This window comes from Aeromicrobium sp. Root495 (genome assembly GCF_001426755.1).
Classification (GTDB): Bacteria; Actinomycetota; Actinomycetes; order Propionibacteriales; family Nocardioidaceae; genus Aeromicrobium.
Genome location: NZ_LMFJ01000001.1, coordinates 19,925 through 42,458, shown reverse-complemented (window position 1 = coordinate 42,458; position 22,534 = coordinate 19,925). Strand labels below are relative to the sequence as shown.

The window sequence follows — 22,534 nt, the reverse complement described above, 5'->3', positions numbered from 1 at the left end:
CCCCAGTCACGGGGACTGAGGCTTCTGGCGGAGCCGCCTGTCGGAATCGAACCGACGACCTTCTCATTACGAGTGAGATGCTCTACCGACTGAGCTAAGGCGGCGAAAGGTTCCCCGAGGATCGCCCGGCGAACCTCGTCGAGTCTACCGATCGCCGGGGCCGAGATGAAATCGGGCCTCCCCTAGGATGGCCGCGTGAGTGAGCGCGACGAGGTCCTGGCCGAGCTGGAGGACATCCGGTCCAGCATCGACAACGTCGACGCTGCCCTCGTGCACCTGCTGGCCGAGCGTTTCAAGAGCACCAAGCGGGTGGGGCGGCTCAAGGCCGAGCACGACCTCCCGCCGGCGGATCCCGAGCGTGAGGCGCGTCAGATCGCGCGGCTCCGGGCGTTGGCGATCGATGCCGACCTGGACCCCGCCTTCGCCGAGAAGTTCCTCAGCTTCATCATCGACGAGGTCATCCGGCACCACGAGGCCATTCGCGGCTGAGCCCGTTCACTCGGCCTTGCAGAGGGTGCCGTCCTTGGGCACCGTGCCGTCGACGAGGTACATGTCGATCGACTTCTGGATGCACGCGTTGCCCGACAGGTACGCGGTGTGGCCGTCGCCGTCGCGGCTCAGCAGCACACCGGTCTTGAGCTCGTCGGCCAGTCGGCGCGCGTTCTCGTACGGGGTGGCAGGGTCGCGCGTGGTGCCGACGACCACGATGGGAGCCGAGCCCGTGGCGTCGATCGTGGGCTGGGGGTTCGTGGCCTCCACGGGCCACAGGGAGCACCCGCCCGCACCGAGGGCCAGGGCTCGCCCGAAGAGCGGGGAGACCTTCTCGAACCGCGGGACCTGCTTCTCCATCTCGGCGAAGGTGGGCCGGTCGTCGGCGTCGAGGCACGAGACGGCCGAGATGACCTGTCCCTGGTTCGACGTGTACTTGCCCGACGCATCGCGGTCGAAGTAGATGTCGGAGAGCCGCAGCAGCACGGTGCCGTCGCCCTTGACGGCCGCCTGGAGCGCCTGCGTGAGGATGGGCCAGGACTCCTCGGAGTAGAGGGTGACGGCGATGCCGTAGAACGCGTTGCCCTCGGTGAGCACGCGGCTCGTGCCGGTGCGCAGCGGCGTGCGGTCGATGGCCTCGAGCAACGAGCTGAGCTTCTGCGTGGCCTGCTCGGGGTCGGAGCCGACGGGGCAGGCGTCCTTCGTGGCGCAGCTGGCGGCGTAGGCGTCGAAGGCCCGCTGGAAGCCGGTGGCCTGGCCCAGGGCGGACTCGATGGTGGACTCGTCGGGGTCGACGGCGCCGTCGAGGACCATGCGGCCGACCGTCTGGGGGAACAACGTGGCGTAGGTGGCGCCCAGCTGCGTGCCGTACGAGGCACCGAACCACGTGAAGGTCTTCTGGCCGAGCACGCCACGCACGACGTCCATGTCGCGGGCAGCCTCCTCGGTGGAGACGTGGGAGGCGAGCTCGCCGGAGCGCTTCACGCAGCCCTCACCCAAGGTGCGCGTGGCGTCCTCGAACTCCTTGACCTCGGCCGGGTCGTCGGGAGTGGGGTCGCTGGCGACGTAGGCGTCCATGGCCTTGTCGTCGAGGCACGTGACGGGATCGCTCAGGCCGACGCCCCGGGGGTCGACGCCCACGACGTTGTAGGCCTTGCGGACGCCGTCGCCGAACGACGTGGCCATCTGCCCGGCGAAGTCGACGGCCGAGCCGCCGGGACCACCGGGGTTGACGAACACGACCTTGCTGCTGTCGCTCGTGGCGTCGACCCACCGGACCCGCAGGCGCAGGGTCTCGCCGTCGGGCTTCTCGTAGTCGACCGGGACCTTGACCCAGCCGCAGCGGTCGCCGTCGCAGTCGGACCACGAGATCTTCTGCTCGTAGAAGGACTTCAGTGGCGCCGCGCTGGCCGGGGCCGGTGCAGGCTCGGGCATGGCGCGGGACGAGTCGTCGCCACGGGTGAGCACGACCGCGACCACGACCCCCGCGACGAGGACGACGGCCAGCAGGACGAGCAGGAGACGGGCACGCATCAGTCGAGGAATCCGATCATCATCGCTTCGAGGGACAGCAAGGGGGCGGCGTTGGCGGCGAGCGCCTCGCGTGTCTCGACGATGGCACCGATGTGGCGCATCGTCGACTCGGGGGTCCACAGCTCGGCGAGGCGCTGGACCTGGTCGGTCACGTCGGCGTTGACGAGCGGCGCCGTGGGCGCGAGCTGGGCGGCCGCGACGTCGCGGCACAGGGAGAGCAGGTCGAGCAGGACGCCGTCGATGGAGTCGCGGGCGAGGCGGGTGCGCCGCCGCTTCTGCTCCTTGTCGAGTCCCGACAACGCGCCGGCATAACCGGCGGGGCGGCGGCCGCGGTCCTCCACGCCCCAGGACTGCTTGAGGTCGTCGAGCTCACGGGCGTCGGCGTCGTCGGCCACCTGCGCGGCGCGCTGCGTGGCCTCCTCGTGGATGCGCTGGGCCGCCTCGAGCGCGCTCCCGATGCCGCGCAGGCCGCTCGGGATGGCGAGGATGCGGCGCCGACGCTCCCGCGAGGCCTCGTCGCGGGCGAGGCCACGCGCCCGACCGATGTGTCCCTGCGAGGCGGCCGCGACCGCGGCGGCGAGCTGCGGCTCGATCCCGTCGCGCTGCACGAGCAACGACGCGATGGCGTGGGTGGGCGGGGTGCGCAGCAGCACGGGCCGGCACCGCGACCGGATGGTGATGAGGACGTCCTCGACCGCAGGGGCGCACAGCATCCAGACGGTGTGCTTGGACGGTTCCTCGATGGACTTGAGCAGCGCGTTGGCGGCCTGGTCGGTGAGCCGGTCGGCGTCCTCGACGACCAGCACCTGCCAGCGACCGAGCGCGGGGCGCAACGCCGCCTTGCGGACGTGGTCGCGCGCGACGTCGGTGCCGATGGACAGGCCGTCGGTGCTGATGATGGTGATGTCGGGGTGGCTGCCCGCGGCGGCCGTGGTGCACGAGTGGCACTCACCGCAGCCCCCGCGCTCGCACTGCAGCGCCGCCGCGAAGGCGAGGGCTGCGTTGGAGCGGCCCGATCCGGGCGGACCGGTGAAGAGCCAGGCGTGCGTCATGGACGGCCCGCCACCGTGGGCGGCGTCCTGCGTGGCGGCCCGCAGGGTGGTGACGACCGAGTCCTGCCCGACGAGGTCGTCCCACACGCTCATGACGACGCCTGTCCGAGCCACGGCTCGACGGCGGAGCGCACGAGGGCGTGCACCTCGTCGGGGGTCCCGCCGGCATCGATGACGAGGTAGTGCTCCGGGTCGGCTGCCGCGAGGGAGAGGAAGTGCTCCCGCACCCGGGTGTGGAACTCCAGCGGCTCGGCCTCGATGCGGTCGGGCGAGCCGGCGCGCGCCAGGCCGATGGTGGGGTCGACGTCGAGCAGGATGGTGAGGTGGGGGCGCAGGTCCTCGGTGGCCCAGCGCGCCACCGGCTCGAGCTCGGCGACGGCGAGGTGGCGGCCTGCTCCCTGGTACGCGAGCGTGGAGTCGACGTAGCGGTCGGTGACGACCACGGCCCCGCGCCGCAGGGCGGGCAGCACGAGGGAGTGCACGTGCTCGGCCTTGTCGGCGGCGTAGATGAGCGCCTCGGCGCGCGGGGACGTGAGCGGCGAGTCGGGGCTGAGCACGAGCGAGCGCAGCGTGGTGCCGAGCTCGGTGCCGCCCGGCTCGCGGGTGAGGACGACGTCGTGGCCCAGGCCCGAGAGCCAGCCCTGGAGCAGGGCGGACTGCGTGGACTTGCCCCCGCCCTCCCCGCCCTCGAGGGCGATGAAGACCCCGGAATCGGTGAGGAGCGCTGCCATGGGGGCGAGCCTAGTCGGCCCCGCCCACGTCAGGACTTCTTGGTGGTCCCGGTCTTCTTGGCGGCGGTCTTCTTGACCGTCGCCTTCTTGGCGGCCGTCTTCTTGGTGGCAGCCTTCTTCGCCGTGGCCTTCTTGGCCGTCGTCTTCTTGGCGGTGGACTTCTTGGCCGTCTTCTTGGCGCCCTTCTTGGCCGGGCCCCTGGCACGGCGCTCGGCGAGGAGCTCCTGGGCCCGCTCCGCCGTGAGCGTCTCGAGCGCGTCGTCCTTGCGCAGGGTGGCGTTGTACTCGCCGTCGGTGACGTAGACGCCGAAGCGCCCCTCCTTGACGACGATGGGGCTGCCGCTCACGGGATCGTCGCCGAGCTCCTTGAGCGGCGGCTTGGCCGCGCGCCGGCCGTAGGTCTTGGGCTGGGCGTAGATGGCCCGGGCCTGCTCCTCGGTGAGGCTCAGGAGCTGGTCCTCGCTCTCGAGCGAGCGGGAGTCGGTGCCCTTCTTGAGGTACGGGCCGTAGCGACCGTTCTGCGCCGTGATCTCCGTGCCGTCGACGTCGGTGCCCACGACGCGCGGGAGCGTGAGCAGCTTGACGGCGTCGTCGATGCCGATGGAGTCCAGGGTCATGGACTTGAAGAGGCTGGCGGTGCGCGGCTTGGCGCTCTTGGGCGAGCCGTCCGGCAGCGCCTCGGTGACGTACGGACCGAAGCGGCCGTTGCGAGCCAGCAGCTCCAGGCCGGTCTCGGGGTGCGTGCCGAGCGACTTCTCCTGGCCGGCCGGGTTGGCGAGCAGCTCCTTGGCGAGCTCGAGCGTGAGCTCGTCGGGGGGCAGGTCCTCGGGGACGTTGGCACGCGTGGGGACGTCGACACCGCCGTCGCCGGGCACCATGGGCGGGCCCTCGACGTACGGGCCGTACCGACCGACGCGCAGGTTGATGTCCTCGCCGATCGGGAACGTGGCGAGTCCGCGCGCGTCGATGTCGGGAAGGTTCTCGATGAGGCGCTTGAGACCGGTGTCGCCCTCCTTCTCGCCGCTCCAGAAGCCGGTGAGCACGGCGACGCGGTCCTCGCGGCCGTGCGAGACCTCGTCGAGGACGTCCTCGAGCTGGGCGGTGAAGGAGTAGTCGACGAGACGCTCGAAGTGCTGCTCCATGAGCCGGACGACGCTGAACGCGATCCAGGCCGGCACGAGCGCCGTGCCCTTCTTGTAGACGTAGCCGCGGTTCTGGATGGTGCCGATGATCGAGGCGTACGTGGACGGCCGGCCGATCTCGCGCTCCTCGAGCTCCTTGATGAGCGAGGCCTCCGTGTAGCGCGACGGCGGCTTGGTGTCGTGCCCTGCGGGCGTGAGCTCGTGGGCGGTGACGGGGTCGCCCTGCTGGAGCGTGGGCAGCTTGGTCTGCTGGTCGTCGCCCTGCGCCTCGGGCTCCTCGACCGTCTCGACGTACGCCTTGAGGAAGCCGTGGAAGGTGATGGTGCGGCCCGACGCCGTGAACTCGACGGGCGTGCCGGACTCCGGGCCGTCGCCGACGGTGGCGGCGAGGCGGATGGAGAGCTGCTCGCCCTTGGCGTCCTTCATCTGCGAGGCGACGGTGCGCTTCCAGATCATGTCGTAGAGCCTGCGCTCGTCGCCGGAGAGACCGGTCTGCTCGGGCGTGCGGAACTTCTCGCCGGCCGGACGGATGGCCTCGTGCGCCTCCTGGGCGTTCTTGACCTTGCCGGTGTAGGTGCGCGGGGCGTCGGGCAGGTACTGCGGCCCGTAGAGCTCGCGGACCTGCGCGCGGGCCGCGGTGAGCGCCGTCTGCGACAGGGTGACCGAGTCGGTGCGCATGTAGGTGATGTGGCCGCCCTCGTAGAGGCGCTGCGCGACCTGCATGGTGCGGGCGGCGCCGAAGCCGAACTTGCGCGACGCCTCCTGCTGCATGGTGGTGGTGCGGAACGGTGCGTAGGGCTTGCGCGTGTAGGGCTTGGCCTCGACGCTCGTGACCTTGAAGGGCGCCTCGCGCAGCCCGGCCGCGAGCGCGGTGACCCGGGTCTCGTCGAGGTGGGCGACGTCGGCCGACTTGAGCGTGCCGTCGTCGGCGAAGGCCTGGCCGGTGGCCACACGCTTGCCGTCGACGGTGACGAGGCGGGCGGGGAAGATGCGGGCGTCGGTGACGTCGGGTCCGGCGTCGAACGCGGCGTCGAGGTCCCAGTAGGAGGCGGAGCGGAACGCGAGGCGCTCACGCTCGCGCTCGACGACGAGACGCGTGGCGACGGACTGGACGCGGCCGGCGGACAATCCGCTCATGACCTTCTTCCAGAGCACGGGGCTGACCTCGTAGCCGTAGAGACGGTCGAGGATGCGGCGGGCCTCCTGCGCGTCGACGAGGTCCATGTCGATGTCGCGGGGGTGGGCGATCGCGTACTGGATCGCGTCCTTGGTGATCTCGTTGAAGACGATGCGCTTGACCGGGACCTTGGGCTTGAGCTCGTCGAAGAGGTGCCAGGCGATGGCCTCGCCCTCGCGGTCCTCATCCGTCGCGAGCACGAGCTCGTCGGCGTCCTTGAGGAGCTTCTTGAGCTTGGTGATCTGCGGCTTCTTGTCGGCGGACACCACGTAGACCGGTTCGAAGCCGTTCTCGATGTCGACGCCGAGCCGCGCCCAGGGCTCGCCCTTGTACTTGGCGGGCACCTGGTCGGCACCCTTGGGAAGGTCGCGGATGTGGCCGACGGAGGAGTCCACGACGTAGCCGTCCCCGAGGTACGACTGGATGCTTCGCACCTTGTTGGGGGACTCGACGATCACGAGCGTGGTCACGATTTACCTCTCCTCGTCGGCTCGCCGGCGGCAGGGTGCCGTCGTCGTCAGCCTCGACGGGCACACCGTAGCGCGCCCTGTCAACGCATTCACATCGCGCATCGGCCGTAGTGATTCACGCCATGGGCCGGACGCGAGCTGTCCGAGGTCGATGGAACCATGGGCCGGTGGGGTTCTCGGGGTACGCGCGGCTGTGGTCGGACCGGCAGGTCCGTCGCGTCTTCGTGGCCGCGTTCCTGGCCCGCATCCCCATGATGGCGCTGCCGCTCGTCCTGACGCTCGTGGTCGTGGAGGGCATGGGTCGCTCGTACGCCGAGGCCGGCCTCGTGGCGGCCGCCGAGACCATCGGCTCGGCCGTCGGGTCGCCCTGGCGTGGACGCCTGCTCGACTCGGTCGGCCTGCGCCGCGCGCTCGTGCCGTCGCTCGTCGCGGTCGTGGTGGTCTACCCGCTCATGGCCGTCGCGACGTTCTGGTGGCTCGTGCCGCTGGCCTTCCTCGCAGGCATCTTCCTCGTGCCCATCTACGCGCTCGTGCGGCTCTCGCTCGCCGTGCTCGTGCCCGAGGAGGAGCGGCGCACGGCGTTCGCCCTCGACGCGGTGGTGGCTGAGGCCTCGTTCATCATCGGGCCGGCCGCCGGAGGGGCGCTCGTCGTGCTCGTCTCCCCCGAGGTCGCCATCACGGCCGTGGGCCTGTGCATCGCCGCCGCTGCCTCGGTGTTCTGGTACACCGACCCACCCATCCGTTCCGAGGCGTCGAAGGACCGTGAGCCGTCGAGCACCCGCGAGCCCTGGCTCACGGCCGACGTCCTCTTCCTCTTCCTCGTGTGCGTGGGCGCCATGGCCGCCCTCATGTCCACCGACCTCGGCATCATCGCCGCGCTGCGCGAGCTCGACAGCGTGGGTCTCGTGGGCCTCGTCTATCTCGGCTGGGGTGCGTCCTCGCTCGTCGGCGGCCTTCTCTACGGTGTCTGGCACACGTCCATCCGGCCGTCGTACCTCCTGCTCGCGCTGGGCCTGCTCACCATCCCCGTCGGGGTGGCGCACGAGCCGTGGGCCCTCGCCCTCGCCACCATCCCGGCCGGCTTCCTCTGCGCGCCCACCATGACCGCCTGCACGGAGTGGCTCGTGAAGCTGGTGTCGGAGGAACGCCGCGGCGAGGCGAGTGGCTGGCAGGGCACCTCGTTCACGGCCGGCGGCGCGGTCACGGCCCCCCTCATCGGCCTGGCCATCGACCACGGCGGCGCGGCGGTGGGCTTCGCGGCGGGTGGCGCCGCCGCCACGCTCATCGCCGTCGGATCCCTCACCGCCCAGCGCCTCCACCGCCCCGCTGAGTGTGACGTTTGCGGGGCGAAACGGCCTCTCCGCGCCCGCAAACGTCACACTCAGCGCCAGCGGCGGGCTGAAGGCCAGGTCTGCCACCACGCTGGCTGATCGAGAGTCCACGAGCCCTGCGGCATCCGCATCGCGTGAAGCTGCGCTGCTCTGATCCTCGCGATCGTGCGCCACGGGTCCTGGTGGTCGAGGACCGTGACGCGGACGACCGTGCATCCATGCCTCTCGAGCAGCTCTTCGCGGCGGTTGTCGTGGGTGTGCTGCTGCAGCCCGCGGTGATGCCCGCCGTCAGACTCCACGACCAGGCCGGTGCTCGGATCAACGACGTCGACGACACCCAGGAGGTCACCGTCGGGACCGAAGAGGGGGACGTTGACGAGGACGTCGGTGACCTCCGCCCTCGAAGCGAGCAGACGCGTGCGCGTCTCCCACGGACTGGCCGCTCGGCTCGACGCGCGATCGACGGCTGCTCGAGCCTGCACGATGCCGCGGACCTTGAAGTGCGACGCGATGACCCCTCGGACCGCGCTCAGAGTCGTGTGCGGTCGGCCGCTGGTCGTGCTCGTCGCCATCTCGATGACGACGGTGGCCTCGTCCAGGCTGGCAGCCAGCCGCGCCTCGTCGAAAGCGGCCCGTGCCAACGTGGTCATGACGACGCCCTCCAGGTCGATCAGCTCGTCGGGATGGGTCAAGCCGCGGAACGGCTCCACGATGTCCCGCCGACGGAGCTGCGTCCTCGGCAGGCAGTGGACCAGGGCCGTCCGTACACCGCTCGAGCTCCAACCATCGAAGAAGTCGTTGCCTTGGAGCCGCAGCGACGCCCACCCGCCCAGAGCGGTTCCTGGAAGCAGCAGCCCGACAGCGTCGTCGACGCGTGCGTCCTGGACCGACAGGTCGGAGCCGGCCACACGAAGAAGACCGTGAGCTCGCCTCTTCAGAGCCGGCCCACGGAGCTGGTCCCTCGTGAGACCTGCCTCGAGGTGCAGCGCCGATCGCCTCGCGTCCCCATGCTCCATGGACGGTGATGCTCCCGACCATCCGTCCGAAGGGCGAGCCCACCGTCCACACCTCGCTGAGTGTGACGTTTGCGGGGCGAATGGGCCTTTCCAGGCCCGCAAACGTCACACTCAGCGGGGGCCGGGGGTCAGGGGGTGAGGAAGCCCTCCTCGACGAGGGTCCGGACGCTCGGGCGGTACCTCTCGCGGACCTCGCTCGCGTCCTCGCCCAGCAGCCCGGCGATGGCCTCGAGGAGCTGGCCGGCCGTGAGGTCGCCGTCACTCGCGCCCACGAGACCGGCCTCGACGGTGTCGAGCGAGGCGGTGCGGCACGGACCCGACGTGAGCCGCGCGACGATGCGCTCGGGATCGCTCGCGCCCGCGCGTCCGTAGGTGTCCTGGACCAGACCGTCGGCCTGGCGCCAGGCGCGGTCCAGCACGTCGCCGTCGGCGAGGGCGTCGGTCCGATCCCCCCACGCCGTGACGTGCGGGGCCATGGGCTGCACGACCTCGTACGGCCAGGACTCCACCCGGACCGACGGGACGGCGCGGTCGGCGCGACGCAGCTGGATCCAGCCGAAGCCCATCGCCTCCACGCCCTGCTCGGTGAACCACGAGAGCCAGCGGTCGTACTGCTCCACGTAGTCGGGACGGTGGCGAGCGCCGGCGTCGGCGAGCCACATCTCGGTGTAGGACGCCAGGTCGAGGACCTCACGCTGCAGCACCCAGGCGTCGAGCCCCGTGGGCGCGACCCAGCCGGACAGTCGTTCCTCCCACGGCTGGCCGTCGGCGTGGACCCAGGCCGCCAGCACCTGGCACCAGCCACCGGGCTCGAGGTGGTCGGCCGAGCCCTGCACCACGCGGCGCACGACGTCGTCGCCCGGGAACGACGTCTCGCGGTAGACGAGTCGTTCCTCGCTGGGCGGCGAGACGACGAACGGCGGGTTGGTGGTGATGAGGTCGAAGCGCTCGCCCGCCACCGGCTCGTAGAGGCTGCCGTCGCGGACGTCGACGTCGACGCCGTTGAGGGCGGCGGTGAGGCGGGCCGCCCACAGGGCCCGCGGGTTGACGTCGGTGGCCACGACGGCGTCGGCGTGGGTGGAGAGATGCAGGGCCTGCACGCCGCACCCCGTGCCGAGGTCGAGCGCCCGGGCCACCGGGTCGCGTCGGGTCAGCTGCGCGAGGCTGTTGGACGCCTCACTGATGCCCAGCACGTGCTCGGACCCCACCTCGACGGGCTGCTGGTCGAGGCCCGGCGTGAGGTCGGCGACGACCCACCAGTCGTGACCCTCGTCTCCGTAGGGACGGACGTCGACGAGCGCGCGGACCTCGCCTCCCGAGACGGCCAGGACCTCGGCGGCGACCAGCGCGTCGACGAGTCCCGGCAGGGCACGCTCGGCGTCGTCGCGGGGCACGGACAGCTGCAGCTGGAAGAGACGCACCACCGTGGCGAGCGGCGACCCGTCGGCCGTCGCGCGACGCGCCGGGGTGGTCTCGTTGCGACCCAGGGCGTGATGGGCGTCGGCGCCGAGAAGCCCGAAGACCCCGTCCACCGTGAAGCCGGTCTGGCGGAGCCGGTCGCGCAGCTGGTCGATCATCCCTTCACCCTGTCAGAACGGCAGGACCCCCACCGGCGGCGGCCGGTGGGGGTCCTGGTGCTGCGAGGCGCTACTTCGCCGGAGCGGGCTCCGGGTCGGGCTCCTCGATCACGGTCGGTGCCGACGGTCCCCCGTCGTCGCCGATCGCGATCGGGCGACGCTTGGAGATGTAGACCGCGGTCACGATGATGACGACCGAGACGGCAGCGATGCCGTACCGCACCAGGTTGTTCTGGTCGTCGCCGTAGCTGAACTTGATGATGAGCGGCACCGCGAGGAGCGCGACCAGGTTCATCACCTTGAGCAGCGGGTTGATGGCGGGACCGGCCGTGTCCTTGAACGGGTCGCCGACCGTGTCGCCGATGATCGTCGCCTCGTGGGCGGGCGATCCCTTGCCACCGTGGTTGCCGTCCTCGACGAGCTTCTTGGCGTTGTCCCACGCTCCACCGGAGTTGGCGAGGAACACGGCCATGAGCGTGCCCGTGCCGATGGCGCCGGCGAGGTAGGCACCCAGCGGGCCGATGCCGAGGCCGAAGCCGACGGCGATGGGCGCGAAGATGGCCAGGATGCCCGGGGTGGCGAGCTCCCGCAGCGAGTCACGCGTGCAGATGTCGACGACCTTGCCGTACTCGGGACGACCCGTGCCCTCCATGATCCCTGGGATCTCGCGGAACTGGCGACGGACCTCGTAGACCACGGCTCCGGCCGCCCGGCCCACGGCGTTGATGGCCAGGCCCGAGAACAGGAACACGACCGCGGCACCGATGAGCAGGCCCACCAGGTTGCTGGGGTCGGCCACGTTGAGGATGCCGCTGAAGGCGTACGTCTCGACGGCGTTGATGTCGGCCGCGTTCTCGGCGTTGAGGCCCGCGGACTGCACGGCCCCCTTGATGGCGTCGGTGAACGAGCCGAACAGCGCCGTGGCCGCCAGGACGGCCGTCGCGATGGCGATGCCCTTCGTGATGGCCTTGGTGGTGTTGCCCACGGCGTCGAGCTCGGTGAGGATCTGTGCGCCCTCCTCGTCGACGTCGCCCGACATCTCGGCGATGCCCTGCGCGTTGTCGCTCACGGGACCGAAGGTGTCCATGGCCACGATCACGCCGACCGTGGTGAGGAGGCCACAGCCCGCCAGCGCCACTGCGAACAGCGCCACGGTGAGCGAGCCCGCTCCGAGCAGGAACGCGCCGTACACGGCAGCACCGATCACGATGGCGGTGTAGACGGCGGACTCGAAGCCGACCGAGAGGCCCGAGAGGATGACGGTGGCCGCTCCGGTGAGCGACGTCTTGCCGACGTCCTGGACGGGACGCGTCTCGGTGCCGGTGAAGTAGCCCGTGAGCGCCAGGATGACCGCGGCCAGCACGATGCCGATGAGCACGGCGACGATGGCGATGACGCGCGGGGAGATGTCGAGCCCGGGCGGGGTCTGACCGCCCACCTGCGCCACCGTGGCGACGAGGCTGTTGGAGTCGATGCCCTTGAGGTCGTCGAAGCTGCTGGGGAGGTAGAACCAGGCCGCAGCCGAGCAGAGGACCGCGGAGAAGGCCGCCGACAGGTAGAAGGAGCGGTTGATGGTGGTCAGGCCGCTCTCGCCCGCACGGGGCTTGGTGAGGAAGACGCCCAGGATGGCGGTGACCGCACCGATGGCCGGGACGATGAGCGGGAAGACGAGACCCTCCTCGCCGAACGCGACCGAGCCGAGGATCAGCGCCGCGACCAGGGTGACGGCGTACGACTCGAAGAGGTCGGCCGCCATGCCGGCGCAGTCGCCGACGTTGTCGCCCACGTTGTCGGCGATCGTGGCCGCGTTGCGCGGGTCGTCCTCGGGGATGTTGTTCTCGACCTTGCCCACGAGGTCGGCGCCGACGTCGGCCGCCTTGGTGAAGATGCCGCCACCGACGCGCATGAACATGGCGAGGAGCGCGGCACCGAAGCCGAAGCCCTCGAGCACGGTGGGGGCGTCGCCCTGGTAGATCAGCACGACGGCCGCAGCGCCCAGCAGGCCGAGGCCCACGGTGAGCATGCCGACGGTGCCGCCCGTGCGGAAGGCGATGCGCATGGCCGGCTCGCGGCCCTCGTTCTGCGCCGCGGCGGCCACGCGCATGTTGGCCTTGGTGGCCAGCGACATGCCGAGGTAGCCGATGGCGGCCGAGAACAGGGCGCCCGCGAGGAAGGCCACCGACTGACCGATGGAGACCTTCCAGTCGTAGTCGAGCACGAACCTGCCGAGCAGGAAGAGCAGCACCACGACGGGCAGGGCGAAGAAGGCGAGGGTCTTGAACTGTCGCGTCAAGAAGGCGGTGGCGCCCTCCTGGACGGCCTGGCCGATCTCCCGCATCCGCTCGGTCCCCTCGTCAGCTGCGAGGACCTGGGAGCGGAAGAGAGCCGCGAAGACGAGTGCTAGGACACCGATGCCGGCCACGATCGCGACGTACGTCGTGTTCGTGCCCGACAGGGAGATGTCCTCGGCAGCCGCAACGAACGTTGCGTTGGCCATGAGTTCCTCCAGTGGTCAAGGGATGTGCACACGGGGTTACCGCGACCCAACCAACCACGAGAGTGTGACGCACGCGACACCGGGGTCAGCATGCGGACAGGCCCACAGCAACCATCCAGGCCCCCGACAGCGGGGTCAGGGACGCGCGGCGCGGGCCTCGTCGACCGAGGCGTGCAGACCGAAGACCTTGTCGAGGCCGGTGATCTGGAAGATCTTGAGGATGCGCTCCTGCGTGCACACGATGTCGAGCGAGCCACCGTCGGCCCGCACGCGCTTGAGAGCGCCGACGAGGACGCCGAGGCCCGTGGAGTCCAGGAAGTCGACCTTCTCGACGTCGATGACGAGGCGCGTGGCACCGCGGTCGACGGCCTCGACGACCGCCTCGCGCAGGCGCGGAGCGGTGTAAACGTCGATCTCCCCACCGACCTCGATGATCTCGAACGGTGGTGCGGAACGGGTGGCGAGTGCCAGATCCATCGGATTCCTCCTGTGCGACCGATTCAACCACGCGGTGCCACGCCCTGCCTCTCGCCGTCTCGCGTCGCGCTGGGTCGCCAGTGGGAGGATGACGGGGTGCGTCCCGACGACCTGCTGGCCCGTCATGCGGACCGCGTCACCCACCTGGAGCAGGTGCCTGCCCGGGACGCGGTGGTGGAGCCATGGCCCGACTGGGTCGACCCCCGGGTGCGAGCCGTCTTCGAGGCCGAGGGCGTCGACGCGCTGTGGGGCCACCAGGCCGAGGCGCTGCACCACGTACGGGCCGGACGGCACGTCGTGGTGGCCACCGGGACGGCGTCGGGCAAGTCGCTCGTCTTCCAGGTCCCGGCGCTCGACGCCCTGGCCCGTGGCCGCGAGGGCGCCGCGCTGCACGGCTTCCGCGCGCCCACCACGCTGTACCTCGCGCCCACCAAGGCCCTGGCCGGCGACCAGCTGCGTCGGCTCGGGCCCGCCGCCACGCTGGGTCGGTTCGCCACGGTCGACGGCGACAACTCCCGCGAGGAGCGCGCGTGGGCGCGCGACCACGCCGACTACGTGCTCACCAACCCCGACACGCTGCACCACTCGCTGCTGCCCACGCACCCTCGGTGGAGCCGGTTCTTCGCCGGGCTCCGCTACGTCGTGATCGACGAGGCACACCACTACCGAGGCGTGTTCGGCGCGCACGTGGCCCACGTGCTCCGACGGCTCCGACGGGTCTGCGCGCACTACGGCGCCGACCCCGTCTTCATCCTGTCCTCGGCCACCATCGCCGACCCGGCCGTCTCCGCGGGGCGACTCACGGGCCTCCCCGTCGAGGCCGTCACCGACGACGCGTCCCCCCACGCGGGGCGCGACGTCGCGCTCTGGGAACCTCCGCTCGTCGGCGCCGCGCACCCCAGCCAGCCGCCGACCCGCAGGTCGGCCACCACCGAGGCCGCCGAGCTGCTCACCGACCTGGTCGTCGGCGGCACCCGGACACTCGTCTTCGTGCGCTCGCGCCGAGGCGCCGAGCAGGTGGCCCTGTCCGCGCAGCGTCGGCTCGACGAGGTGCATCCCGAGCTCCGCGGCCGGGTGGCCACCTACCGCGGCGGCTACCTCCCGGAGGAGCGGCGGGCGCTGGAGGACCGGCTCCGCTCCGGTGACCTCCTCGGCCTGGCCTCCACCAACGCCCTCGAGCTGGGCATCGACGTCGCCGGGCTCGACGCCGTCGTGAGCGTCGGGTTCCCCGGCACCCGGGCCGCGTTCTGGCAGCAGCTCGGACGCGCCGGCCGGTCGGGGCAGCGGTCCCTCGGCATCCTCGTGGCCCGCGACGAGCCGCTCGACACCTATCTCGTGCACCACCCCGAGGCGCTGCTGCACGCGCCCGTCGAGGCCACCGTGTTCGACCCCGACAACCCCTACGTCCTCGGACCGCACCTCGCGGCCGCCGCCCAGGAGCTCCCGCTCACCGAGGCCGACCTCCCCCTGTTCGGACCCCGCGCAGCGGAGGGTGTCCAGGCGCTCGAGCAGGCGGGCTGGCTGCGTCGGCGCCAGGCCGGGTGGTTCTGGACCCGGCGCGACCGTGCCGCGGCCCTCGCCGACCTCCGCTCGGCCGGAGGACGGCCGGTGCAGATCGTCGACGGGCCCACGGGGCGCCTCGTCGGCACGGTCGACGCCGGATCGGCCGACGCCACGGTCCACACCGCCGCCGTGTACGTCCACCAGGGGGAGCCGTACGTCGTGGACGACTACGACCCCGACGAGTCGGTCGCCGTGGTGCACGCGGAGGTCCCCGACCACACCACGTCGGCGTCCTCGCAGAGCGAGGTCACGATCGTGTCCACGGAGCGCACCCGGTCCTGGGGCGAGGTCGAGGTGTCCTTCGGGATGGTCGACGTCACCAGCCAGGTGGTCTCGTTCGCCCGCCGAGCACATGACGGACGCCTGCTCTCCGAGGAGCCGCTCGACCTCCCCGAGCGCACGCTCCGCACGAGCGCCGTCTGGTGGACCCTGTCGCCCGACGCCGTGGAGCAGACCCTTGCCGGCGCCGACGTCCCCGGCGCGGCCCACGCCGCCGAGCACGCCTCCATCGGCCTCCTCCCCCTGCTCGCCACGTGCGACCGGTGGGACCTCGGCGGTCTCTCCACGGCGCTCCACGCCGACACCGGCCGGCTCACCGTGTTCGTGCACGACGGACATCCGGGCGGGGCCGGGTTCGCCGAGCGCGGCTACGACGTGGTGGTGCACTGGCTGCGGGTGACCCGCGACGCCATCGCCGCGTGCGAGTGCCTGACGGGCTGCCCTTCGTGCGTCCAGTCACCCAAGTGCGGCAACGGGAACGAGCCTCTGGACAAGGCAGGAGCGGTGGCGCTCCTGGACCGGGTCCTGCGAGACGCACCCTCCCCTGAGGCCGCGCCCGCGAGTCAGGACTGACGCGCGCGGTAGGCGGCCACGGCGTTGCGGTTGCCACACGCCGTGCTGCAGTAGCGGCGCGAGCGGTTGCGCGAGAGGTCCACCACGACGCCCTCGCAGGTGTCGTCCTGGCACACCCCGAACCGGCTGGACTCGTCCTGGCGCACGACGTCGACGACGGCCATCGCCGTCTCCACGAGGATCCGGTCGGCCAGCGGCCAGTCCTCCTGCACGGCATGGAGGTGCCAGTCCCAGTCGTCGTGACGCACCAGACGGGGCACCGCACGATGCTCGGCCAGCACCTCGTTGACCAGCTCGACTGCGTCGTCGCGCTCGGCCAGGAGGAGCGATCGCAGTCGCGGCCGGACGGTCTGCACCGCGAGCAGCTCGGCCTGCGTGCGGTCGTGCCGACCGGTGTACGCGTAGGCCGCCATGAAGGCGTCGAGCTGCGCCACGGAGTCGAGCGTCTCGGGCTCCTCCGCGGAGTTCACCAGGAACGCGGCCGCCTGGAGAGCCACCTCGACGTCATGGGCGAAGACCATGTTGACACCTTACACCGGACGACCGTACCGTCATGACCCATGAACCGCTTGACCCATGACACTGCCGAGGTCCGCGCCCGGTCCCGGGCGAGCACCGGCCTGGTGCTGGCCGTCGTGTCGGCCGCCTCCTTCGGGCTCTCCGGCCCCCTCGGGCGAGGGCTCATGGACGCGGGATGGTCCCCGGCGGCCGCGGTGGCCGCCCGCGTGGCGATCGCCTCCCTCGCCCTCGCGCCGTGGGCGGTGACCCAGCTGCGCGGTCGGTGGGGGGTGATGGTGAGCGGATGGCGGACCCTGCTCGTCTACGGCCTCGTTCCGGTGGCGGGGTGCCAGCTGGCGTTCTTCAACGCGGTCCTGCACCTCGACGTGGGCGTGGCCCTCCTCGTGGAGTACACCGCCCCCGTGGCCATCGTCGTGTTCTTGTGGCTGCGGCACGGCCAGCGGCCGCACCGGCTCACGGTCGTCGGAGCGGCCGTGGCCGCCGCCGGGCTGGTGCTCGTGCTCGACCTGCTGGGCGGGGGCGGCGTCTCGTTGTCGGCGGTCGGGCTCCTCTGGGCCCTGGGGGCCATGGTGGGCGCGGCCACCTACTTCGTCATGTCGTCCGACGAGAGCCACGGCATCCCCGCAGCCGCCCTGGCGTCGGGTGGGCTCGCGGTGGGCGCAGTGGCCCTCACCGCGGCGGGCGTCGCCGGGCTGGTGCCGTTCTCCGCCGCGACGGCCGACCTCACGTACCGCGGGACCACGGTGCCCTGGTGGGGTCCCGTCCTCGCTCTGGGCGTGCTGACCGCCGCCGTCGCGTACCTCACCGGCATCGAGGCGTCGCGTCGACTGGGGTCGCGGCTGGCCTCCTTTATCGCCCTGAGCGAGGTCCTGGCCGGTCTGCTCTGGGCCTGGCTCCTCCTCGACCAGCTGCCCCAAGGAATCCAGCTCGTGGGCGGTGCGCTCGTGGTGGTGGGCGTGGTGGTGGTGAAGGCCGGCGAGCCCGCCGCCGACGCCACGCCCGAGCCCGTCCCCGAGGCGACTGCTCCACCGACCCCTCACGGCGGCGCGTAGTCGGTCGGAGCCGCGCGCGCGTCGACCTCGCTGACCCAGCGCCGCTCCCACCACGAGCCGCTGACGAGACGGGCCGTCACGGTGGCGACGTCGAGGTCCATCCGACAACGCGACAGCACGGCGTCGTTCTGCCGGGCCACCTCCCGCGCTGCACGGCACCCGTCGTCGCCCGAGAGCGAGGCCTGTGCCCCGGCCAGCGCGGCCAGGTCGGCGGCCGCCGCCACCCGATGCTTCATCCGGACGAGCAGCGCGGCCTGGAGGACGACCGCAGCGAGCAGGCCCAGCACCACGCCCACGGCGATGGCGTGCACGGTCACGCTGCCCGCGTCGCCGTGCCGGCCCGCCGACCTCACGGATCCTCCTGCGCAGAGACCGCCCGGGCCTCGAGCCTCCGCGACCCCACGTGCGGCAGGAAGGGCAGGCCGCGCCGCACGCTCACCTGCACCGTGACCATCCCGTCAGAGCGCTCGACCCGGACGGCCGCTCCTGCGGGCGCACCTCGACGGGCCACGTCCGCGGCCGCTCCGACGGACTCGCCACGCGCCACCAGCCGGGCCGCCTCCCGGGCTGCATCGGTGAGCTGGACCTGGGTGAGCCCGAGCGCGACCACCCAGGCGAGCAGGAAGGTGAACACGACGCCGAACGGCGCGATGACCGCCATCTCGGCCGTGACCATGCCGGACTCCTCCTCCACGGTGCGCCGCACGGCTCACCTGCCTCGCAGCGGTGTGAACGGCAAGCCGTCCCGGACGAGCTCGACGAGGCGCAGCGGGTCGAGCGCCGAGCGGATGATCGACGAGAAGAGGTCCTGGAACCACTCCCCCTGGGTGAGCCTGACGAGGACAGCCGCGACGACGCACGCGCCGAGGCTGCCGACGGAGTACTCCGCCGTGGTCATGCCTCGCTCGTCGAGCCGGCTGGACTGAAGCTTCATGGTTCTCCTTCTGACGGGCGGGTGGCCGGGTCCACCGGCCACCCGCCTGCACGTCGGGTGGTGGGGACAGGTCAGAAGCCGGGGATCAGGTCGGGGATCTTGGACAAGACGTCCTTGACCAGCCCGCCGAACCACTCGCTCTGCCCGATCTTGACCAGCACGCCGCCGACGGTGCACGCGCCGAGCGTGCCGACGGTGTACTCGGCCGTGGTCATGCCCAGCTCGCCTCGACGCGTGCGCAGGAACTTCTTCATGGGGCTACCTCTCGTTGGATGGTGTGACGTCAGAAGATGGCGACCTCGGGCCCTGACCTGCCGCACCTCCTCGGCGCCTGTGGAGACGGGACGTCGCGACGGGCGGGCTGTGGAGAGCCGTCATCCCAGCCCCAGGTCGAGGCCGGCGAGCACGCCCATGACCGTGGGGACGACGCCGACCAGGAAGAAGGCGGGCAGGAAGCACAGCCCCAGCGGAGCAGCGGTCTTGACGGCGACCCGGCGCCCACGCTCGCGCCGTTCGCCCTGATGGACCCGTCGCTGCTCCACCGCGACCTCGTGGACCACGCGGGCCACCGGCATGCCCGACGTCTCGGCCCGGCGGAAGGCGCGCCCCGTGGGCCCCAGCACGGGATCGGACGCGAGGTCGTCCCAGACCGCGCGAGGGTCCGACGCGACCCGAAGGCGTGCCGCGACGCCCTCCAGCTCCTCGGCCAAGGGGGCCTCCACGACGGCGGCCACCATGGACAGCGCCGCTCCCGGTGGACGCCCCGCCTCGAGGGCGGCCACCACGAGGTCGAGCGCCCTGGGGAGCTGGGCCCCCACACGCTGTCGGCGGCGGCGCTGTGCCGCGGGCTCGGCGGCGGCACGCCACCGCCGCCCCACCAGGAGGACACCGAGCGACGTGAGCAGCCCGGCCACCGGACCCAGCACGAGGATGCAGAGCACGGGGAGGGCCATCACCACGCCGAGCCAGGGTCGTGCCGCGGCGGAGGCGCGCTCCTCCGCGAACCGGCGGCGAGCACGACCGGCCGAGCTGCCGGGGACGAGGAGCCAGACGCCGGCCGCTGCGGACAGCGCGCTCACGACGATCACGTCGGGTCCTCGGCCGCGTCGGCGAGACGATCGATCCAGGCCGTGCCGGCGCACGCGAGGGCGGCACCGGCGGCCAGGCACAGGGCACCCGGGACGGTACGGGTCAGAAGCACCAAGGGGTTGGAGCCCAGGCCGGCTCCGAGGCCGAGGCCGAGGACGGGGAGCACCGCCATGAGCCGGCCGGTGGCCCTGGCCGGTGCGGCCTCGCCGCGGACCTCGCGTCCCAGGTCGACGTCGTCGCGGACGGAGGAGGCCAGGCGCTCCAGGACGCCCGCGAGGGGCACCCCGGCCCGGTCGGCCAGCGCCCAGGCCGCCGCGAGGTCGGCCAGGGCCTCGGCGCCGGGCCTGCCGGCCGCGACCTGCAGCGCCGGCACCGGATCGGCACCGGCCGAGAGCCCCGCGGCGACCGGTGCCAGCACCGCCACCTCCTGGGCCACCCCGCGCAGCGCCTCGCGGGGCAGGACCCCGGCCCTGATCTCGGCGGCGAGGAGGTCGAGGGAGGCCGCGACCTCGGTCCGGCTCTGCGCCACGTGGATGCGCCGACGCTCCGCCCGCCAGCGGCTCCACGCGAAGGCCGCGACCCCCGCGCCGGTGGCGAGCGTCAGGCTCGAGGCGAGGTCGTGGACGAGGATCGCCAGCGCGGCGAGGCCGACGAGCACGACGAGCGGTCGGGCGACCGCTCGCGCCGCGATCCTCCTGGTGTGGCCCGCGGTGCCGAGCCGCACTCGCGCCACCACCGCGGGTGCGGGTCGCGCGAGCAGGAATGCGCCGACCGTGGCCGCCCCTGCCAGCCAGGTCCACCCGCTCATGGAGCACCCCACCGGTCCTCGAGGCGCTCCAGGCCCGGACCGCCCGACCAGCCCGTCGCTCCCCGCACCAGGGCCGGCAGGGCCCGGACGAGCCCGGACTCGTCCCTCCCCAGCACCGCGACCTCGCGAAGCTGCCGCGGCCCGCCGCGGCGATCGAGGTGCAGCACCAGGTCGAGCCCTGCCGCCAGCTGGCTGTGGACCGCGGCCCGAGGGAGGCCGGCGGCCACCCCGAGCGCCTCGAACCGGGCGGGGACGTCGGCGGCGGAGTTGGCGTGGATGGTCCCGCAGCCGCCCTCGTGCCCGGTGTTGAGCGCCGCCAGGAGCTCGGCCACCTCGGCCCCGCGGACCTCGCCCACCACGAGCCGGTCGGGACGCATGCGCAGCGCCTGGCGCACGAGGTCGCGCATCGTCACGAGGCCGGCGCCCTCCACGTTGGCCGGCCGGGCCTCGAGGCCCACGACGTGCGGGTGCTCCGGACGGAGCTCGGTGGAGTCCTCGACGACGACGAGCCGCTCCTGCGGAGGGACCAGGCCCAGGAGGGCCCCCAGCAACGTGGTCTTGCCCGACCCAGTCCCGCCCGAGACCACGAAGGCGGCCCTGCCGAGCACGAGCCGCTCGAGCCAGGCGACGGCGACGTCGTCGACCGTCCCCGCCTCACGGAGGTCGGCCAGCGAGAACGTGCGACGAGCCGGCACGCGCAGGGAGATGAGCGTCCCGGGGCGCGCCAGCGGGGCGAGCACGGCGTGCAGACGCGTGCCGTCGGGGAGCCTGGCATCGACCCAGGGACTGGCGTCGTCGAGACGGCGTCCCGCCTGCGCGGCCAGCCGCTGGGCCAGCCGACGGACCTCCTCGTCGGACGCGAGGTGGACGTCGGCCGGCTCGAGCCCGGACCCGCGGTCGACGTGGACACCGTGCACCCCGTTCACCAGGACGTCGGTGACGCCGGGCTCGGACAACAGGTCCTCGAGCGGTCCGGCGCCTCGGGTCTCCCGGCGCAGGACGTCGACCACGGCGAGGACCGTGCCGGTGGAGTGGACGCCCGGCTCGGCGAGCAACGCGTCGGCGACGGTGCGTGCCGTGGGCTCGGCGGCCGATCCGGCCAGTCGCCGCCGGACCCGGTCGACGAGCTCCGGCGCCGCGCCGGTCATCGGGCCGGCCCGTCGGACCCCTCGAGCCCCAGGAGGTCGAGCACGTCGGCTGCGGCGCGCTGCCACCGCCTGGACCGACCCGGGCCCCGGCCGCTCTCGACGCAGAGCCCGATGCGGCGCTCGTGCCTCACCCGGGCGACCGTGGGAACCCCCAGCAGCTCTCCGACGGCTGTGGCCCCGGTGCCGCCCCGGGCCCCGGCGGAGACCGCGACGACCGACGCGCAGCGCTCCTGCAGCTCCCGCACGGCACGACGACCCGCCGCCACCGCGTGGACGCGCTCGGGCACCACGAGCACGGTGAGCACCGAGCGCGCCAGGGTGTCGTCGGCTGCCTGCTCCCTGGCGGCCCGGGGGACGTCGGCCACCACGACGTCGAAGCCTCGCACCGCGGCGTCGAGCACCCCGCCCACGGCCTCCGGCAGACCACCCTCCGCGCCGGGCGCCAGGACGGCGACGCCGTGCGCCCGAGGCAGGACGCGCGGCAGGGTGGAGGCACCGAGGGAGCCGTCCACCTGGAGCAGCTGGGGCCACCGCGCACCCTTCGCGTGCTCCGCACCCAGCACGAGGTCCAGACCTCCCGACGACGAGTCCGCGTCGAGCAGCAGCGTGCCCAGGCCGCGACCCGAGGCCCCCAGCGCGAGGTAGCAGGCCAGGGTGCTGGCACCGGCCCCACCCACGGCGGGGACGACGCTCACCAGGCAGCCCTCGCGTCGGCCGTCGAGCACCTGGAGCACCTCCGTCACCGCGTCGTCCTCCTGGCCGACCACGGCGACGCCCGACGCCCCGACGAGCACGGCGGGCGCCCAGGCGGACTCCCGCTCGCGGCTGACGAGCACGACACGGTCGCGACGAGACAGGTCCGGCCGGGCCAGGTCCTGGCCCACCAGCACGGCGGAGGCCGTGCGCCAGGACCGTCGCAGGCCGACCTCGTCGTGCGCCACGTCCGGCGTGGCCCCTGCGGCAGCACACCAGCGCAGAGCCGCCTCGAGCAGCACCGGATCGGAGGTGGCGACGAGCGGCGAGCCGTGGTCGGAGGAGGGCGAAGGACGGGCGCGTCTCGGCATGGTTCCACCGTCG

Annotated in this window: 21 protein-coding genes and 1 tRNA gene; 4 read left to right on the top strand and 18 right to left on the bottom strand. The window is 72.6% G+C overall.

The annotated features are described in order from the left end of the window. Nucleotides 1-31: 31 nt before the first annotated feature. Nucleotides 32-104: transfer RNA gene (locus ASD11_RS00205), tRNA-Thr, on the bottom strand. A 91-nt stretch (nucleotides 105-195) separates the two neighbouring features. On the opposite strand from ASD11_RS00205, the gene ASD11_RS00200 reads away from it, so the two are divergent. Next, the gene (locus tag ASD11_RS00200; RefSeq protein WP_056281639.1) at nucleotides 196-489 is read left to right on the top strand and encodes a chorismate mutase; all 294 of its coding nucleotides are present in this window, start codon (nucleotides 196-198) and stop codon (nucleotides 487-489) included. Between the two features lie 6 nt (nucleotides 490-495). On the opposite strand, the gene ASD11_RS00195 is transcribed toward ASD11_RS00200, so the two are convergent. From ASD11_RS00195 to topA, 4 genes are read right to left on the bottom strand one after another with little or no spacing between them, the layout of a single operon-like run. Then, a complete protein-coding gene (locus ASD11_RS00195) occupies nucleotides 496-2,022 on the bottom strand; it encodes an alpha/beta hydrolase (protein ID WP_056281636.1) in 1,527 nt (508 codons plus the stop codon). After that, complete coding sequence (locus tag ASD11_RS00190) at nucleotides 2,022-3,167, bottom strand: DNA polymerase III subunit delta' (protein ID WP_056281633.1); 1,146 nt, start codon at nucleotides 3,165-3,167, stop codon at nucleotides 2,022-2,024. Before ASD11_RS00190 ends, ASD11_RS00195 begins: the two co-directional genes overlap by 1 nt. Continuing rightward, complete coding sequence (tmk, locus tag ASD11_RS00185; RefSeq protein WP_056281631.1) at nucleotides 3,164-3,805, bottom strand: dTMP kinase; 642 nt, start codon at nucleotides 3,803-3,805, stop codon at nucleotides 3,164-3,166. Before tmk ends, ASD11_RS00190 begins: the two co-directional genes overlap by 4 nt. A 29-nt stretch (nucleotides 3,806-3,834) precedes the next feature. Then, nucleotides 3,835-6,594: a type I DNA topoisomerase gene (gene topA / locus ASD11_RS00180; RefSeq protein WP_056281628.1), complete on the bottom strand. Its 2,760-nt coding sequence runs from the start codon at nucleotides 6,592-6,594 to the stop codon at nucleotides 3,835-3,837. 167 nt (nucleotides 6,595-6,761) lie between these two features. On the opposite strand from topA, the gene ASD11_RS00175 reads away from it, so the two are divergent. Beyond that, nucleotides 6,762-8,024, top strand: coding sequence for an MFS transporter (locus ASD11_RS00175; protein WP_056281625.1), 1,263 nt, complete (start codon nucleotides 6,762-6,764; stop codon nucleotides 8,022-8,024). Here the strand turns inward: ASD11_RS00175 and ASD11_RS00170 are convergent. From ASD11_RS00170 to ASD11_RS00155, 4 genes are all read right to left on the bottom strand, one after another. After that, entirely contained in the window at nucleotides 7,976-8,833 is an 858-nt protein-coding gene (locus ASD11_RS00170; RefSeq protein ID WP_056281623.1) for a DUF559 domain-containing protein, read from the bottom strand. The two genes, ASD11_RS00175 and ASD11_RS00170, sit on opposite strands and share 49 nt — an antisense overlap. Nucleotides 8,834-9,069: 236 nt before the next feature. After that, nucleotides 9,070-10,518, bottom strand: coding sequence for a DUF7059 domain-containing protein (locus tag ASD11_RS00165; RefSeq protein ID WP_056281619.1), 1,449 nt, complete (start codon nucleotides 10,516-10,518; stop codon nucleotides 9,070-9,072). Nucleotides 10,519-10,588: 70 nt separating this feature from the next. Beyond that, nucleotides 10,589-13,015: a sodium-translocating pyrophosphatase gene (locus tag ASD11_RS00160; RefSeq protein ID WP_056281615.1), complete on the bottom strand. Its 2,427-nt coding sequence runs from the start codon at nucleotides 13,013-13,015 to the stop codon at nucleotides 10,589-10,591. Between the two features lie 135 nt (nucleotides 13,016-13,150). Further along, nucleotides 13,151-13,492, bottom strand: a complete 342-nt coding sequence (locus ASD11_RS00155) for an anti-sigma factor antagonist (RefSeq protein WP_056281613.1) — start codon at nucleotides 13,490-13,492, stop codon at nucleotides 13,151-13,153. Between the two features lie 96 nt (nucleotides 13,493-13,588). On the opposite strand from ASD11_RS00155, the gene ASD11_RS00150 reads away from it, so the two are divergent. Beyond that, entirely contained in the window at nucleotides 13,589-15,907 is a 2,319-nt protein-coding gene (locus ASD11_RS00150) for a DEAD/DEAH box helicase (protein WP_056281611.1), read from the top strand. On the opposite strand, the gene ASD11_RS00145 is transcribed toward ASD11_RS00150, so the two are convergent. Then, nucleotides 15,898-16,428: a CGNR zinc finger domain-containing protein gene (locus ASD11_RS00145; RefSeq protein WP_056281609.1), complete on the bottom strand. Its 531-nt coding sequence runs from the start codon at nucleotides 16,426-16,428 to the stop codon at nucleotides 15,898-15,900. The genes ASD11_RS00150 and ASD11_RS00145 overlap by 10 nt on opposite strands. Nucleotides 16,429-16,467: 39 nt before the next feature. Between ASD11_RS00145 and ASD11_RS00140 the strand changes: the two genes are divergently transcribed. Further along, entirely contained in the window at nucleotides 16,468-17,478 is a 1,011-nt protein-coding gene (locus tag ASD11_RS00140; protein WP_056281607.1) for an EamA family transporter, read from the top strand. Here ASD11_RS00140 and ASD11_RS00135 read toward each other — a convergent pair. The 8 genes from ASD11_RS00135 to ssd all read right to left on the bottom strand — a co-directional run bounded on the left by ASD11_RS00135 (nucleotide 17,463) and on the right by ssd (nucleotide 22,521). Next, the gene (locus ASD11_RS00135; RefSeq protein WP_056281604.1) at nucleotides 17,463-17,831 is read right to left on the bottom strand and encodes an Rv3654c family TadE-like protein; all 369 of its coding nucleotides are present in this window, start codon (nucleotides 17,829-17,831) and stop codon (nucleotides 17,463-17,465) included. The two genes, ASD11_RS00140 and ASD11_RS00135, sit on opposite strands and share 16 nt — an antisense overlap. Beyond that, on the bottom strand, nucleotides 17,828-18,184 hold the full coding sequence (locus ASD11_RS00130) for a TadE family type IV pilus minor pilin (protein WP_082554060.1): 357 nt from the start codon (nucleotides 18,182-18,184) through the stop codon (nucleotides 17,828-17,830). The genes ASD11_RS00135 and ASD11_RS00130 overlap by 4 nt, the downstream gene beginning before the upstream one ends. A 3-nt stretch (nucleotides 18,185-18,187) precedes the next feature. Then, nucleotides 18,188-18,412 carry a DUF4244 domain-containing protein gene (locus tag ASD11_RS00125; protein WP_056281600.1) on the bottom strand — a complete coding sequence of 75 codons (225 nt, stop codon included), beginning with the start codon at nucleotides 18,410-18,412 and terminating at the stop codon, nucleotides 18,188-18,190. 71 nt (nucleotides 18,413-18,483) lie between these two features. Further along, the gene (locus ASD11_RS00120) at nucleotides 18,484-18,666 is read right to left on the bottom strand and encodes a DUF4244 domain-containing protein (protein WP_056281597.1); all 183 of its coding nucleotides are present in this window, start codon (nucleotides 18,664-18,666) and stop codon (nucleotides 18,484-18,486) included. A gap of 120 nt (nucleotides 18,667-18,786) precedes the next feature. After that, on the bottom strand, nucleotides 18,787-19,500 hold the full coding sequence (locus ASD11_RS00115; protein WP_056281594.1) for a type II secretion system F family protein: 714 nt from the start codon (nucleotides 19,498-19,500) through the stop codon (nucleotides 18,787-18,789). Beyond that, a complete protein-coding gene (locus ASD11_RS00110) occupies nucleotides 19,497-20,309 on the bottom strand; it encodes a type II secretion system F family protein (RefSeq protein WP_056281591.1) in 813 nt (270 codons plus the stop codon). Before ASD11_RS00110 ends, ASD11_RS00115 begins: the two co-directional genes overlap by 4 nt. Then, nucleotides 20,306-21,457: a TadA family conjugal transfer-associated ATPase gene (locus ASD11_RS00105; protein ID WP_056281589.1), complete on the bottom strand. Its 1,152-nt coding sequence runs from the start codon at nucleotides 21,455-21,457 to the stop codon at nucleotides 20,306-20,308. Before ASD11_RS00105 ends, ASD11_RS00110 begins: the two co-directional genes overlap by 4 nt. Beyond that, the gene (gene ssd, locus ASD11_RS00100; protein WP_056281586.1) at nucleotides 21,454-22,521 is read right to left on the bottom strand and encodes a septum site-determining protein Ssd; all 1,068 of its coding nucleotides are present in this window, start codon (nucleotides 22,519-22,521) and stop codon (nucleotides 21,454-21,456) included. Before ssd ends, ASD11_RS00105 begins: the two co-directional genes overlap by 4 nt. Between the last annotated feature and the right edge of the window lie 13 nt (nucleotides 22,522-22,534).

Excerpts from the sequence above, each read along its gene's own strand:
- ASD11_RS00155 (WP_056281613.1), bottom strand. The coding sequence starts at position 13,492 with ATGGATCTGGCACTCGCCACCCGTTCCGCACCACCGTTCGAGATCATC.
- ASD11_RS00105 (WP_056281589.1), bottom strand. The coding sequence starts at position 21,457 with ATGACCGGCGCGGCGCCGGAGCTCGTCGACCGGGTCCGGCGGCGACTG.
- tmk (WP_056281631.1), bottom strand. The coding sequence starts at position 3,805 with ATGGCAGCGCTCCTCACCGATTCCGGGGTCTTCATCGCCCTCGAGGGC.
- ASD11_RS00140 (WP_056281607.1), top strand. The coding sequence starts at position 16,468 with ATGAACCGCTTGACCCATGACACTGCCGAGGTCCGCGCCCGGTCCCGG.
- ASD11_RS00145 (WP_056281609.1), bottom strand. The coding sequence starts at position 16,428 with ATGGTCTTCGCCCATGACGTCGAGGTGGCTCTCCAGGCGGCCGCGTTC.
- ssd (WP_056281586.1), bottom strand. The coding sequence starts at position 22,521 with ATGCCGAGACGCGCCCGTCCTTCGCCCTCCTCCGACCACGGCTCGCCG.
- ASD11_RS00110 (WP_056281591.1), bottom strand. The coding sequence starts at position 20,309 with ATGAGCGGGTGGACCTGGCTGGCAGGGGCGGCCACGGTCGGCGCATTC.
- ASD11_RS00125 (WP_056281600.1), bottom strand. The coding sequence starts at position 18,412 with ATGAAGCTTCAGTCCAGCCGGCTCGACGAGCGAGGCATGACCACGGCG.
- ASD11_RS00195 (WP_056281636.1), bottom strand. The coding sequence starts at position 2,022 with ATGCGTGCCCGTCTCCTGCTCGTCCTGCTGGCCGTCGTCCTCGTCGCG.
- ASD11_RS00120 (WP_056281597.1), bottom strand. The coding sequence starts at position 18,666 with ATGAAGAAGTTCCTGCGCACGCGTCGAGGCGAGCTGGGCATGACCACG.
- ASD11_RS00160 (WP_056281615.1), bottom strand. The coding sequence starts at position 13,015 with ATGGCCAACGCAACGTTCGTTGCGGCTGCCGAGGACATCTCCCTGTCG.
- ASD11_RS00165 (WP_056281619.1), bottom strand. The coding sequence starts at position 10,518 with ATGATCGACCAGCTGCGCGACCGGCTCCGCCAGACCGGCTTCACGGTG.
- ASD11_RS00190 (WP_056281633.1), bottom strand. The coding sequence starts at position 3,167 with ATGAGCGTGTGGGACGACCTCGTCGGGCAGGACTCGGTCGTCACCACC.